13 protein-coding genes are annotated in these 12,833 nt (G+C 53.9%); 4 read left to right on the plus strand and 9 right to left on the minus strand.

What is annotated here, in order from left to right; translation table 11 throughout:
- Positions 1-66: 66 nt before the first annotated feature.
- The 5 genes from K5E40_RS08380 to K5E40_RS08400 all read right to left on the minus strand — a co-directional run bounded on the left by K5E40_RS08380 (position 67) and on the right by K5E40_RS08400 (position 4,862).
- Positions 67-2,283, minus strand: coding sequence for a helix-hairpin-helix domain-containing protein (locus K5E40_RS08380; protein WP_260455563.1), 2,217 nt, complete (start codon positions 2,281-2,283; stop codon positions 67-69).
- A 2-nt stretch (positions 2,284-2,285) separates the two neighbouring features.
- Positions 2,286-2,780 carry a hypothetical protein gene (locus K5E40_RS08385; RefSeq protein ID WP_078466122.1) on the minus strand — a complete coding sequence of 165 codons (495 nt, stop codon included), beginning with the start codon at positions 2,778-2,780 and terminating at the stop codon, positions 2,286-2,288.
- 1,003 nt (positions 2,781-3,783) lie between these two features.
- On the minus strand, positions 3,784-4,056 hold the full coding sequence (locus K5E40_RS08390; RefSeq protein WP_078466164.1) for an HU family DNA-binding protein: 273 nt from the start codon (positions 4,054-4,056) through the stop codon (positions 3,784-3,786).
- An 86-nt stretch (positions 4,057-4,142) separates the two neighbouring features.
- On the minus strand, positions 4,143-4,472 hold the full coding sequence (locus K5E40_RS08395) for a hypothetical protein (RefSeq protein ID WP_011922985.1): 330 nt from the start codon (positions 4,470-4,472) through the stop codon (positions 4,143-4,145).
- Between the two features lie 33 nt (positions 4,473-4,505).
- A complete protein-coding gene (locus K5E40_RS08400; RefSeq protein WP_078466124.1) occupies positions 4,506-4,862 on the minus strand; it encodes a hypothetical protein in 357 nt (118 codons plus the stop codon).
- Between the two features lie 148 nt (positions 4,863-5,010).
- Between K5E40_RS08400 and K5E40_RS08405 the strand changes: the two genes are divergently transcribed.
- The 4 genes from K5E40_RS08405 (at position 5,011) to rnhB (ending at position 8,091) form a co-directional block, all read left to right on the plus strand.
- Positions 5,011-5,427 (plus strand): TraR/DksA family transcriptional regulator, encoded by a 417-nt coding sequence (locus K5E40_RS08405; RefSeq protein WP_078466125.1) that lies wholly within the window; start codon positions 5,011-5,013, stop codon positions 5,425-5,427.
- Between the two features lie 177 nt (positions 5,428-5,604).
- Entirely contained in the window at positions 5,605-6,093 is a 489-nt protein-coding gene (locus K5E40_RS08410; protein ID WP_078466126.1) for a hypothetical protein, read from the plus strand.
- Between the two features lie 688 nt (positions 6,094-6,781).
- The gene (locus tag K5E40_RS08415; RefSeq protein WP_078466127.1) at positions 6,782-7,438 is read left to right on the plus strand and encodes an SMI1/KNR4 family protein; all 657 of its coding nucleotides are present in this window, start codon (positions 6,782-6,784) and stop codon (positions 7,436-7,438) included.
- 26 nt (positions 7,439-7,464) lie between these two features.
- The gene (rnhB, locus tag K5E40_RS08420; RefSeq protein ID WP_011922979.1) at positions 7,465-8,091 is read left to right on the plus strand and encodes a ribonuclease HII; all 627 of its coding nucleotides are present in this window, start codon (positions 7,465-7,467) and stop codon (positions 8,089-8,091) included.
- A gap of 242 nt (positions 8,092-8,333) precedes the next feature.
- Here the strand turns inward: rnhB and K5E40_RS08425 are convergent, their stop codons facing one another.
- The 4 genes from K5E40_RS08425 to K5E40_RS08440 form a co-directional block, all read right to left on the minus strand.
- A complete protein-coding gene (locus tag K5E40_RS08425) occupies positions 8,334-8,795 on the minus strand; it encodes a hypothetical protein (protein ID WP_078466128.1) in 462 nt (153 codons plus the stop codon).
- 89 nt (positions 8,796-8,884) lie between these two features.
- Positions 8,885-10,828 (minus strand): helix-hairpin-helix domain-containing protein, encoded by a 1,944-nt coding sequence (locus tag K5E40_RS08430; RefSeq protein ID WP_221730337.1) that lies wholly within the window; start codon positions 10,826-10,828, stop codon positions 8,885-8,887.
- Between the two features lies 1 nt (position 10,829).
- Positions 10,830-11,564 (minus strand): PP2C family serine/threonine-protein phosphatase, encoded by a 735-nt coding sequence (locus K5E40_RS08435; protein ID WP_161952153.1) that lies wholly within the window; start codon positions 11,562-11,564, stop codon positions 10,830-10,832.
- 20 nt (positions 11,565-11,584) lie between these two features.
- Positions 11,585-12,247, minus strand: coding sequence for a hypothetical protein (locus K5E40_RS08440; protein ID WP_078466131.1), 663 nt, complete (start codon positions 12,245-12,247; stop codon positions 11,585-11,587).
- Positions 12,248-12,833 lie beyond the last annotated feature (586 nt).

Below are 12,833 nucleotides of genomic sequence, written 5' to 3' on the forward strand. Positions count from 1 at the left end.
GGAATGAGCTCAGGCTGAGTTGTACTCACCCCATGCATGAGGGGACCCGGCCAGTAGGAGGTCGCATTACTTCTGCGGCGGGTCAATTTGATCGCCATCGGTGGCCATCCATTTCGAGAGTGATGACCTCACCCGTGTGGGCTCATCGCCAGGAAATGAATCTGCAATACCGTCTAGCTCGCCTACCAAAATCAATGATCTTTTTGCACTGTTCAGGAGGGTCGAGAGAAGTTCGGCATTGAACAGCCCCATGTGCTCCTTGAGCACGATCAGGATTACAAACTCGTAAACTCGACCGCGCGCAAATTTTGGTGTCAGTACACCGCCGTGAAAGATGTTGAGATTCCGCTTGAGGTCGATCACCGCTGAGTTTCCCGAGCGGGGCGTGGCAAGCATTCTTTCGCCAGAAAGTTCAGTGGCCTCGAAAATAGAGAAGGCAGGGTGTTCCAAAGAGAGAGCCTGGTGCACTAACACAGGCATGCCCTTAAACAATGCTCGTCCATGAAAGTCGACCGGGTCATCCTTACCAACGAATTCATGGGCGATCGAACGAGTAAGCCAGGAAACTGCATCAGTACCTGGGACCTCTGCGTGCTGGCGCGCCACGACAGGTTTGATGTCGTGCAATGGGGATATTTGGCATGAGCCAGACAGCTCACGGAGCAGCACATTCACCACATCAGGAATGCTCTCTCGTGGCGTATTGAGCCAACTGATGGGCTTGCTAGGATCAAAACTGTTATCAGGCTTAATCGATCCCGACCACACGTCCTTTGCTGCTTTTCGCTGTTCAGTACGGGCCGGCAGCCAGAAACTGGCGATGAATGTTCGAATTTCTGGCACTTTGGCCATCTCATCAAAGGGTTGGCCGATTGTTTGCGACGGGAGATCCTTGGGGGCCCCAAGCATGAAAACTCGGCCAGCTTCAGGCATGGCTTCGAGCAGATAGTGAATTTCTTCTACCCCCATAGAATCAGTGCCAACCACTACGACCACGTCGGTTGGTATAGGGCTGGCCCGGTTCTGTTGTGGGACACCTGTCACCGGGTCGAGCCCAATCAACTCCGCATAGCTGACTACCGGGGCCTCATCCCCCAGAGTCAGTTGAAGCTCGGTCACCATTTCCTTGGAAGATGCAGTGATGAGTGCGTCTGTTCCGAAAGCATTCAGGAATAGCTGTATGCCCTGGACGATGGTCAATTGATCGTGAAGGGTCTCGCACTGGACAAGAGCTAAGCGCTCAGCCATCAAGTGGCATAGACCCATTGAAAGAGTCTTCGTGGCGGGGGCACCAAGTTTCAGAGGGCGGAGCAGTTTGATGCCCATTTCCTCGCTCGGAACCAGATCCTCTAGCTCGGCCGCGGTCAGCCTTGTCCAGCCGATCGCCTTTTCAACTAGAGACTTTTCGATCTCATATAGGTTGTACAGCTGTAGTCTGCGTTCTTCTGCGCGAGCTACCTTTGCCCGCCTCAATTCGGTCACACCCTCTTTGATTAGTGGATAGAGCACTGCGCGGTCGAGCTTGAGTAATTTGGACACGGCGTCGACTAGGGGGACGCCCTCGATGTAGCTATGGCCCAACCAAGCTTCCTTGCGAAGCACGGCAACGATTGCGCCCTTGACTGCGGACACAGTGTCGTTAGTGACTCGGAAGCGCTTAGCGAGAGATTGGGCTGTCGAGAACAGCATGTCGTCAAAGTGGACATACAGGAGGTATGGGTCTTCACGCAGCACAAGGTTCAAGTCAGTCATGTACCCCAGGCGGCGCTGCAGGGTGGCCAGCTTCTCTGGAGGAATGCCTTCAAGGTCTATCTGCGCCAAAGCTAACTGATGGGAACGCTCTGTTGCCCACGTCGTCCCGAGAAGCTCAGCATCGCTTTCTGAAACGCCCGCTTCCGTCAGCCGAGAGGGTGCTCGCTCGAGAATGTCGATGAGATTCTCGCCGAAGTGCTGAACAGCCTTGTTAGTTGCAGCAATAGCAACCCTGTTCTGAGTCAGGCTCGTCAAGTACCGCGGAAGGGTTTCTAGAGCTTTCGGTGGCATAGACGAAAACGATGCAGTATCGAAATCCCCGCCCGGAATGTCTGGGCTCCATTTCCCGTAGAGGATGAACTCCTCATACAGGATGGGTTGCCCGAAGCTTCCTGTCGCCTGGAAGGTCGTCCCGTCCTCTCTGCGGAAGGTACCGATCCCCCAAGGGCCGTGTGGGTCACGATATTGAATTGAACTTAGAATTGCTTGCTCACGCACCAGCCCTTCGACTGCTTCGGGTACACGTTCCATATTCATCCCTGTTCGAAAGCCCGGCCGCTGTTAGCGATGCGAGAGGCGCGACGGACACGACATAAGGGCCGCATGGTCACAATCATTGCTGCCTTTCGGATGGCTTTTGGCGACTCGTCGAGATGGCTTGGATATTTATAGGTGAGGGCGACCAGATGGTCATAGAGGGCAACAAGATCGACTGCTCGCAATAAGTCGTCCCAGTAGATCATCCCGTCCGGGTAAGCGGGCTCAGGTTCATACCCGTCAAAAAGCCCGTCAGTGGGCAAGCCGGCGTATTTATCAGCGATCGCCTGTACTTTCTTGAGGGCGGCATCGACACCACTGGTGAACAGTGTGGCTGCCGACTTACGTTGTCGAATCGATTTGCACGAGAAAACAGTGCTCGATCCGTCGTGGAGAAATTTGCGGAGCGTTCCCCGCTTGAGAGTGCCGTATACAACCGGGTACGTCTCGGAAATCAGGGATTTAGCTTCTTGGGTATGAATTGGTTGCATTGAAGGCCTCAAGGTCTTAAACCAATAGTGGCAATGGAGTGCTCCATTTTCGGCCTTTCAATGCAAAAAATCTTAAATCTAATCGCCACGCATACGATTCCGAGGCCTGAACTAGCTCTTCCTATGGCTAATTCCCACTTCGCTTCCCGCACACGCAAGGTCGAGTAATCGAACAGCTGCACGCTCGAAACTGTGTCGGGTCGGTTTCGTCAGGGAACTCATTTAGGATTTTGTCGCTGATGTGTACCACTCGACTATAGGAATCAGGCGGCCCGAAAAATGGGTGGCGACATGCGTCCTCTACCTTCTCGTCGTAATCCAAGCCAGCAGTGTCTACGCCGGCGGAGAGGATGACATCTGTTACAGACATCTTGCGCGATGAGGACTTGCCTTCTGATCGGCGCCATGCAGCCTGGAGCCGCGCACTGAGCTCTGCGCCGTTGAGTTCGGCCCAGCTGTCCAGGGACACGTAGAAGGCGTAGTCATGTGACGGGTTCACGATTGCAATTCGTGTCTCGACCAAAGACAGACGTGGTGAACCGTCCTTAAAGATTCGCCCAGGCCTTACGTCATTGCACTGGACCAGGAGATCAGCTTGAAGCTCGAATGTTTGACCAACTGATGTGACCATGAACATTGCAAATGGTACCGCTGGAAATCCCCGAACTGGGCGCAGGTCAACCCGATGGATGATTGATCCCTTAGGTAGGACAAGCAGGCTAAGTGGGCCCTCTTTCTCCAGTATGGGTACCGGGTGCCGAAGGAAAGGCCCTATATAGTCGATGCTTTTTAGACCCTGCTGCTCCATGTATTCCGCTGCAAGAGCTGCCTGCCCTAACATCCAGTCTTTGCCCTCAGGGCTGGTGTCAGCAAGATGCGAGTTCGGATCGATAGACCCATTTCGAAGGGTGTCTATTGTGTACATTTCATCGCTTCACATTTCGGGGCTGAGAAAGCAAAACGCCCCGTGGGGTACGGGGCGTTTGCTCACATCGGGTTCGATTTAGGCAATCGCGTCTTTCAGCGATTTGCCGGCAGCGAAGTGAGGTTTTTTTGCGGCCGCGATTGTAATGGGAGCACCAGTCGACGGGTTACGACCTTGACGTTCAGCAGTCTGTTTGACGCTGAAATTGCCAAAGCCCACGAACGATACGGCGTCACCCTTGCGCAACGTGTCAGTGATGGTTTCCAGGACTGCGTCAACGGCGCGCTGAGTGTCAGCTTTGGTAAGACCCGACTTCTCAGCGACGGCGTCTACAAATTCACTTTTATTCAATTTCATTCTCCAGCGTGGGTTGTCAGTGAAAGCACGAGTATAACGAGGGGCTTGCACATGACGAATTCAAAAGCACCATCCCAAAATCATGGGGTGAAAATAATCTTGGCGACTGCTCCAGTGATAAATCCTGCAGCAACTATCAGGCACTTCAGGGCCGTATCAGGGTGGCCTGAGCGCTTAAGCATGAGGCTGCCGAAAGTTGCAATCGGCAGTAGCAACAGCGCCCATAACATCTGAGGGGAAGCCATTTTTTCAAGCCAGTTGGAGCCCTGGGCTACATTCGAGCCGATGATGTCTGCAAAAATAAAGGCAGCAAGCGCCAGGCTGGCAAGCGTGAGCAAGAACCGATTGTGTGTGTAGCTGAATCGTCCAAGCTGAATGTCGCCGGTTGGATTCTTGGTGTTGTTTGCCATGGAAAACCTCCAGATTCAGCATAGATAAGCAGATTACATTGATCCTGCCAACTGGCGGGCTGACTCAGCTGACTTGAGAAGGAGTGCTGGTAGGGCGCCAGCGTCCTCCAGGTCGCAATCTACCGAGAATGCCTCAAAAGCCTGTTCCGCGGCCGAGGCGAATGCACTGATCGAATCAACCAAGTCCAGCATCGCTTGCTCATCGCACGACGCTGCTATCGGCAGCAGGCTTACCAAGCCATCAACGTGAACAGTGGTATCCCAGCCTTGGACTTGAGCACCACTCCGGCTCTGGAGCAGGAAGCTCATCTTGTCTTTGAGGTTGTGTGAAGCAGCTCCGTATGTGGCATCGAAGTGGTCCGATCCGGATTTGCGGGATTCAATTGCCATGGTGATCTCCTGTGGTAGTGGATGCCAACATAACGTTGATGAGGGTTCTAACAAGGGAGGAATTTCCTGCTAGCGTTCCGGGTTGCAAACCGGTTGCCCGGCGTTACCCTGAGATATTCCTTTAATTCGATACAATTGGAGTCCTCTTATGGTTATAGACGCAGCTGCATTGCTAGCCCAGCCCACCGACAACTACATGGACGCTGTCCAGCTTCAGTTCTTCAAGCAGCTTTTGCTTTCGAAACAAAGCGAGCTGACCGCGCGGATCGTAGGGCATGAGGAAGCGGTTTCTGTAACTGAAAAAGTCGCTGACTCATCAGATGCGGGCACTATCGAAGAGAACCGCGGGCTTCTGATGCGCATCCTGAAGGGGGAGCGCGCCGAAGCTATGGCTATCAAGGCTGCGCTGGTTCGCATCGAAGAAGATGCTTACGGTTGGTGCGATGACTCTGGAGAGCCTATCGGGCTTAAACGCCTACTCAACAACCCGACCGCATCTCGTACCACTGAAGCTCAGACTCGTTTCGAGCGTCTGGGCAAGCATGTCCGAGCAGAGGCAGTGTGAGCTATGAGGCCGGCGCCGTTTTGCAGCTCTCTTCCGATTGTGCGTAGACAGGTCCTCGATCTAGCTAGGCTAGGAAGTCTATCTGGTGTTGGCCCATCTCAATGGATACGCTTTGAACAGCCTGTTGTCTGGCTACGCGAGGCTACCGCTCAAGTTGTTTTTGAGCACGGTGGCCGTGTGTTGGAGACCGGTGCTTCTTACGTAGATTGTGGCGATTACCTTTCATCCCTCTACAGCGCCATCGAGTCTGCAAAGCATGAGTGCGAGGTCTACGAAGTCAGTGCTGATTCGAGCCTGATTGTTCGTGTGGCTGTGTCGATCCTCAATATACCAGTTGTCGCCTGTCCAACACCCTTGGATGCCTTTCCTGTTGGGAGTTACTTCCAAAAGGCCGAGAGTGAGGAGGGCGCCTGGTTCCACTTCGCAGAAGCTGATATGCGAGCGGTAGCAGAATCCAAATCTTCCATTGAGCGTGATACCGCTTGGCAGGCTCTCAGGCGATTGGCATCCGTCGAGGTAGAAGTTCCAGAAGGTCTCTGGACTAGCCGTAGTGGAGCTTCTTGCCTCTCTGATACTCACCTTGTGGATCAGTATGTCCACCAGCAGCGGAACGCAGTTCAAGCATTGATTGCTGAAGCTCAGATCACCGCTCTCCGGGCTGGCTAATTAACCGTGCTGAACGCAGCGCTTAACCAAACCGACTCCAACTTCTGAAAAGAAATGCCGCGGCCTCGAAGGGCGGCATTTTCGATTCAAAAGGCTCGGTTAGCTTCGTGGTGCATCTGGACGTGGCGGAGGCGCACCCTCGCCGCCAGGCCGGCCCTGGGGGTGGCCGGGGATTGCTACTAAGCGCCCATCGAGTAGCTGGCAAACCCCGACGAACTCTTTTCCACCTTCTTGGGAAAACTCTACGATTTCGCCAGGCTGAAGGCCGTCACAGGCCTGATACGCCACATCCGGCGGCAGCTTCGGAGGAGGGCGATGTTCTTGTGGCTCGCTGGCGCTCACAGTTCCTGACGCAATCATCACAGCAGCGGTTAATGCTGCCCAACGAAGTACCTTCATGTTCGTACCTTCTTAAATATGATCACAGCTAAGAGATGCCATGCCCGGCGTTATGGCGGTTAGGAATTTCTTCACCTATGTTGCCGATAATTTTACTGAGATCTCATCCGCGCGCACCCCGAAACGGGGTCGCTAAATCCTTCTTCCCGGAACCTAGGGTGGGGGCTGGTTGTTTTCGCATGCGGAATTTTGCGAATCCTACGCCAGAATTTGCCACCCTGCTTTTCACTTGGTGATGGTCAATAAATCCGTAACCTGTCTGAGTGATGAACACATACAGGAAGCAATAATGCTTGCGGATTTTGAGGACATCGCAGAGGAGATTGGCCTGACAATCCCCGCTGCGCTCGCACAGCTGATCGAACTAGGCGCCCAGCCTTTCAAGCGCGGAGTACCCACGCTGTTCGCCAGCCTTCACGATATAGAACTCATCGACTGCGGTGATGTGGAGCGACTGCTCGGTGACTGGCTTGGCCGTGACAAGCAGCGTGGTGCAGGATTCACATTGCTCCCATTTGCGATGTCATGCGGAGTGGATGCTTATTGCTACGTCCTGTTTGAAGAGGGTGACGAAGGCATCGCTCGAGTAAAGCACGATGAAGAGACCTCAGAGCTTGAGTACCCATCAATTTCGCACTGGATTGCGAGCGAATACATAAGAGCGTTCACCAATCTTGCCGAAATTGGATGCTTTGGTGCAGATGGGGGCGAGCGCCTGCAGAGCGAGCTAGGTCTCTTGGAGCGCATCCTACTGCCCGAACACCTAGAGCTTCTTTTGGGGTTGTTAAGTGCCGATGTAGTGGTCCGCCCATTCCGTGCCGGCCCTAGATCCGCTTTGCTCGAAGTGCCTTCTCTGTTGGGACAAGACCAAGCAGAAACCCTAATCCAATCCCTGGCTTTTGAAAACCCGCTTGAGTTTGACGTACTCCCGGAGTGGGAAGACTGAAATCAACCCGATATCAGGAAAGAACGATGTCTCAATTTAGTTTTGAGTTCGCCGGCAGTGAAGTCGTTGCGGGTGTTGATGAGGTAGGCCGGGGGCCTTTATGTGGGGATGTGGTTACGGCTGCAGTCATTTTAGATCCATCACGGCCAATCCAAGGATTGAATGACTCAAAAAAACTCAGTGAGAAGAAACGTGATCTTCTGTACGACGAAATTTGTGAAAAGGCTCTAGCGTGGTCGATCGGCCGGGCAAGCGTTGAAGAAATCGATCAGCTAAACATATTGCAAGCCACCATGCTGGCCATGCAGCGAGCTGTCTACGGCCTGAATGTTACTCCTACTTTGGTGCTGATTGATGGTAATCGATGCCCAATCCTACCGATGCGAGCAGAGGCCATCATCAAAGGGGACGGGCTGATTGCCGAAATCTCAGCTGCATCAGTGCTTGCCAAAGTCGTCCGTGACAGGGAGATGCAATCGGCAGATCTGCTTTACCCAGGGTATGGGCTCGCAGGGCATAAAGGCTATCCATCCCCGGAACACTTGGAGGCCCTTACCCGATTGGGAGTAACCCCGATACACCGGAAGACATTTGCTCCCGTGCGAAAGATTCTAGCAAGCCTGAATTATGTTGGTGGGAGCGCAGTTAGTTGAGGCAGGTGGCTGACCGTGCAGGCTTGTTCTAATTTCTCAGCAGTGTAGTGGCGCTCTTGATGGGCGTGCTATTGCTGCCGGCCTTTGATAAGGCCGATGTGCCCGCTGTCTTATTGCTAGGAATAGTTTGTGGGGCTATTGGGACAATAGTTTGTGCTGCTTCTGAAGAGCCCAAAGGTTTTATATGGATGGGCAAGCAGGAGAGTAGTAGTGCCCACCCTCCGACCGCTGATGCTTATGGATTAAACTCGACGCCTGAACTTCCTGAATGATCGGTACAGCTCAAAGAAAGCAAAGGTGCCAACGACAATTAAGTACGTCACCTTAATCAGTGCCCCCTGGTGTGCCGCGAGTTGATCGATGCTGACGGACTCCACTGAATGAGACCCGCATACCTTAAGATGGTCCGGCATGCGCGCTGGTTCGATTGGCTTGTCATCGCAACTCTCGATGAGCACCTGCCCCGGGATGACCTTGTTGGTTCCTACGAGCCGCTGGGACATCTCCATGGTCGACAACATCATATATGGAATTTCAGCAAAGCCTCGGCCTTGCATCCCTATCAGCGCGACCATGCAAGCCGAAAGAATCGCAGGGTAGACGACTGCGACTTTGAACACAGTACGGATAGATCGTGAGACAAAAACGAGCTTTGACTCGTACTGGTGTTGCAACAGAAAATCTCGAATTTGAGTTAACTGCATAATGACCTCGCCAGCGAATGAGAAGTTATGATCAGTCCTCGCCTATCCATTCACCAGCCAAAATAGGGCTCCGTTTTTTGGTAACCTGATCAGTTGAGTGCTTTGCAATCAGCCTCAGCTTGTGCAAGCTCATCAGCAGCCTGTTGCACCGTTTTTAGATGTCGGTGTAGCGCCCCTTCGCGCACCTCCGGACCCTGCCTGATATCTTTTAGGCCCTGCACCATCAGAGCAGAAATCTCGACTGCACGCTTCCGCACAGCACTCTTAACTAATTGCGTGTCCGCAGGCGTGATGGCGGTTGCAGGGTTAAACCGAAAATTGCGCTCATGAGAGTCTCGCCAATCCAACAGTACCTGGATAATTCGCTCTCCAAATCCTCTTATCTGCATGATCTTGCGCGCATTGATCTCTGCGGCGGTTTCAATGCCGAACGCTTGCAAAGCTGCTCGCTTAGCGGGCCCAACGCCTGGCAGGACGGCCTTCTCGATGAAAAATCGCTCTAGGTACGCTGTGCGTTGGCGTTGCTCAGCTTTACTGCGAAGGCCTGCGAGATCTTTCTGCTCCCTGATAGCCAAGGTGTCAAACTCAAGCTTGAGCCTGTTTAGCAACTCGCGCTTGGCTGCTACCTGATCAACACCGGAGTCTGCCTTCAGTTCCTTCACTGCATCTTCGTGTCGTTTACGAGCAGCTTCCCTCACAAGGGTTCGACGCTGCTTCTCTTCCGTCTTAGCTTTTGTGCCAAATTGCCCCACGAACAGCCAGGTCATAGCAACGATCACTAGGTATATGAGCGGATACCCACCCACGGCCGACCATATCGCGATCGTAATAGCCGTCAGCGATAAGCTCATGATGTGCTTGGCGGTTGTGCTGAATACTCCAAGCGGCAAAGGATCTGGCTGCGGGCTAGGATTTCTCGCTTGTGGGATTAGCACTGGGGCAAGAACTGGTACTTTGGTTATCGCTGCCCATACTTCACCAATCCTGACTGGGGTACCGTTATTTGCCTCCCCTGGTGCGTAGATGGGTGTGACAGTGAAGTAGGAGACACCCTTGCCATCCATCAAACACCAAGGGCAAGTGCTCAGATGTGACGGAAAGGTGTGGAGCTTTGATTTCGCACATGGCCGGAGCGAGGACCGGAGTTCGTCCAGTGCGACCATCCATTGATGGGCAGTTGGTCGACCTGCCTGTTGGCCTGCCACCGTGAATGTATTCTCAAACATCCCGGCAATTGAGCCTGGCACCGTCGATAGAGGTAGTGCGTTGGGGGGCGGAAGTAGAAGGGATTGGCTGGCGCTATACGCAAACCTGAATTCTGAGATGTTGTCTTCAATCGTTTCGCCGACACCTTCCTTCTGAGGCACGCCGGCGAAAGGGTGCCGACCGCCCATCAAGAGGTGCCAGATGAGCAGACCAAGACCGAAGTTATCATGGTTTGGCGTTCGCACTACTCCGCGGAAACTTTTGCCCTGAAGCTCAGGGGGTGTGTAGGTCCCGACGCCGACTTCGCAGAGGTGCTGGTTAACGCCGTCGCTTAACTGGTACGAGTCGCAGTCAATCAACTTGACCACGGCGGACTGTCCTACATAGAGATTTCCATGGTTTACATCGCCGGCTACAAATCCGCGATCGTGCAGGACGGAAAAAGCAGCTGCGGTGTTTCGAGCAGCGTACACGAGGAAGTCCCAGCCCCTTTGCGGAAACTCCTGCTTTCGCTGTGCCGGGCTATAGAGGGACTGGATCGGCTTCATCCCGCCGACCTTTTGCATCGTAAAACCAACCACGGGCCCGCCGCGGGATTCATGGAGCGTCGCTTGAGGCCAAGCTGCGTACTTCAGTAGTTTTTCATCGTGGACACCCACCATGTAACTGAGCTTGGTTTGTTTATCTCGATCGAGGGGGGCGTGGTACACCTTGGCTACAACATCTCGCGTTCCTTGAAGGGTGAATACCGAGCCTTCGCCACCTTTGCCAAGTACCTCAACAAGTTCACACGGGTTACCGTCCGCTGTATAGAGCCTGCGTGCCATCTCAGACCCTCAATACGGCAATGGCAAGGGACTTGTCGTCATCAGTCCTTTCGTTGATCCTGGAGCTTCCGAGGAAGCCTTCCAGCGCAGCACCTATCTGTGGTCGACTTACATCCGTGAGGAATTGCATCTTCCGAAAAATTGGTTCGAAAAAAGGCCCGTGAGGTTCGCGCTTGGCCATGTCCAGAGCAAGATGCTGTAACCCATCAGAGAAGAGCGCCAGGGCTGTTACGCCCGCTGGGTATACACGAACGGCCAACTTCTCGATTGCGTCTTTTTGACAGATAAATAAAGTTTCGTTTGCGTAGTGCCCGTTCATGGGCTCAATCGCTAATTCAAGTCCATGCTGCCCGTCGAGAACGATTCCGCCGTCACCAATCTGGAATACTAGTGTTCCTGCGGAAGAGGTGAGTGCGCCGAGAAAGGTGCAGGAATACGCTCGGATCGGCAGTTGGCTTTGATCAGCAGCTTGCGAGATGGCCTGACGGATTTCATTTACGATCTGAAGAGCTAGGCTTTCATCAAGCGGTAGCTCGGCTAGTTCCATCAGCTGTGCGACGGTCTCGTTTGCTGTACGCACGGCAATATCTGCGCCTTGCTCTCCACACTCGGCACTGCCGGCGCCGTCGGAAACAAATAGAGCGACCCATGGCGAGCCGGCTTGGTCAAAAACCTGAGAGGAACAGCGATCTTCGCATCGGCCGCCACGCTCAGTGTGCGCGGTTCCAATCGACACCGCGCTAGCGCATTCCCACATCACACACTTGCCCACCCGGTTGGCGGAGCGAGTTGAACCTCGGTTCCTGGTGAAGACTGCGAAACCGCCTTCATTGAGGCGGAAAGCCACTGGAACAACTCGCGGAACTTCAGTCCATCAAGTTTCAATGGAGCGCGTACGCTGATCTGGGAGAGCACCTCCATATTGGCTCCTTCGACCCCTACGGTGAAGAGGGCGAAACGCTTGTTCTGCTCGCCATCACGAACCAATGCAGCAGCGTGCTTCCAAGCATCAGTCGGACCCCCGTCAGTGATTACCAGAATCCACGGTCGAAAAAGTGCTACCCCGTTCTCCCGGATGATCGCCTTACGGTCTTCAAGCATCTTGAGGCCGGTGGTGATGGCTTCGCCCAGAGGCGTATCCCCACGAGCTAAGAGGACAGGTGGCATAAATGCGCCAGCTTCAATAAACGGAGTGTGGATCTCAACTGGGCCGAACGTAACGATACCGATTTCAACGCGTTGTAAAGCCAATGCGTCCGCTGCCAGCTCGTCTTTGAATTGTACGAGTCCATCGTTTAGGGCATCGAGTGCCGGGCCGTCCATGCTCCGCGATACGTCCAGGAGGAGTAGGCATGGGCAACGGGGCTCGGGGTTATCGGCGAATGAATCCACCTCTGCGAAGTCGATCTGGTCTGTCATTGGGAATAGTCCGGCGTCATGAAGAGCGTAAGGTTACTGTTGGAATATTCCAAACACATCCCAAAACGATACGTCGTTTTCCGTTCAAGTATCTGCAAGCGCTTATCTACATGTCGTTCTCTGGCGCGTTTCAAAAGGGTATCGGCATCAATGGCCGTCGAGTCCACACAATCCGCAGCAATGAAGTTTTCCGTGTACACCGCGCTTGGCCTGGCCTGTTGGTATGCTGATTAGGAGGGTCCGCGCCAGCTCTCTCAGGATCGGCCTCGATCCCCGTTCAATCCTGACAGCGAGAAACAATAGCCACAGCCTCCCGGCGCGCAGCATGTCTTCGTCCACGCCAAAGTAGCCACCTGAGCCGCTTCGCATCCGTCAGGAAGCATGCCCGAGCGTGGCGTGATGCTGCTGTATCTCACCAACACCACCAGCATCCATGTCAAAGAGTTGGCTTTGCTCGAGGCTGGCGACGTGCTTTAGCCCGGCAGCGCCATCCGCCCAGAGACCTAGACCGAGAGTACCAAGGGCTGCCGGCCTCGCAACATCTACCCGACCAACCCAAAGTGCCTGGCCGCCATCGAGCATTGGA

Source organism: Pseudomonas baetica, assembly GCF_019733355.1.
In the GTDB taxonomy this organism is placed as follows: Bacteria; Pseudomonadota; Gammaproteobacteria; order Pseudomonadales; family Pseudomonadaceae; genus Aquipseudomonas; species Aquipseudomonas baetica_A.

Bases quoted from the DNA above. Each gene is read 5' to 3' on its own strand.
- K5E40_RS08380 (WP_260455563.1), bottom strand. From the start codon at position 2,283: ATGGAACGTGTACCCGAAGCAGTCGAAGGGCTGGTGCGTGAGCAAGCA.
- K5E40_RS08385 (WP_078466122.1), bottom strand. From the start codon at position 2,780: ATGCAACCAATTCATACCCAAGAAGCTAAATCCCTGATTTCCGAGACG.
- K5E40_RS08395 (WP_011922985.1), bottom strand. From the start codon at position 4,472: ATGGCAAACAACACCAAGAATCCAACCGGCGACATTCAGCTTGGACGA.
- K5E40_RS08400 (WP_078466124.1), bottom strand. From the start codon at position 4,862: ATGGCAATTGAATCCCGCAAATCCGGATCGGACCACTTCGATGCCACA.
- K5E40_RS08405 (WP_078466125.1), top strand. From the start codon at position 5,011: ATGGTTATAGACGCAGCTGCATTGCTAGCCCAGCCCACCGACAACTAC.
- K5E40_RS08415 (WP_078466127.1), top strand. From the start codon at position 6,782: ATGCTTGCGGATTTTGAGGACATCGCAGAGGAGATTGGCCTGACAATC.
- rnhB (WP_011922979.1), top strand. From the start codon at position 7,465: ATGTCTCAATTTAGTTTTGAGTTCGCCGGCAGTGAAGTCGTTGCGGGT.
- K5E40_RS08425 (WP_078466128.1), bottom strand. From the start codon at position 8,795: ATGCAGTTAACTCAAATTCGAGATTTTCTGTTGCAACACCAGTACGAG.
- K5E40_RS08430 (WP_221730337.1), bottom strand. From the start codon at position 10,828: ATGGCACGCAGGCTCTATACAGCGGACGGTAACCCGTGTGAACTTGTT.
- K5E40_RS08440 (WP_078466131.1), bottom strand. From the start codon at position 12,247: ATGACAGACCAGATCGACTTCGCAGAGGTGGATTCATTCGCCGATAAC.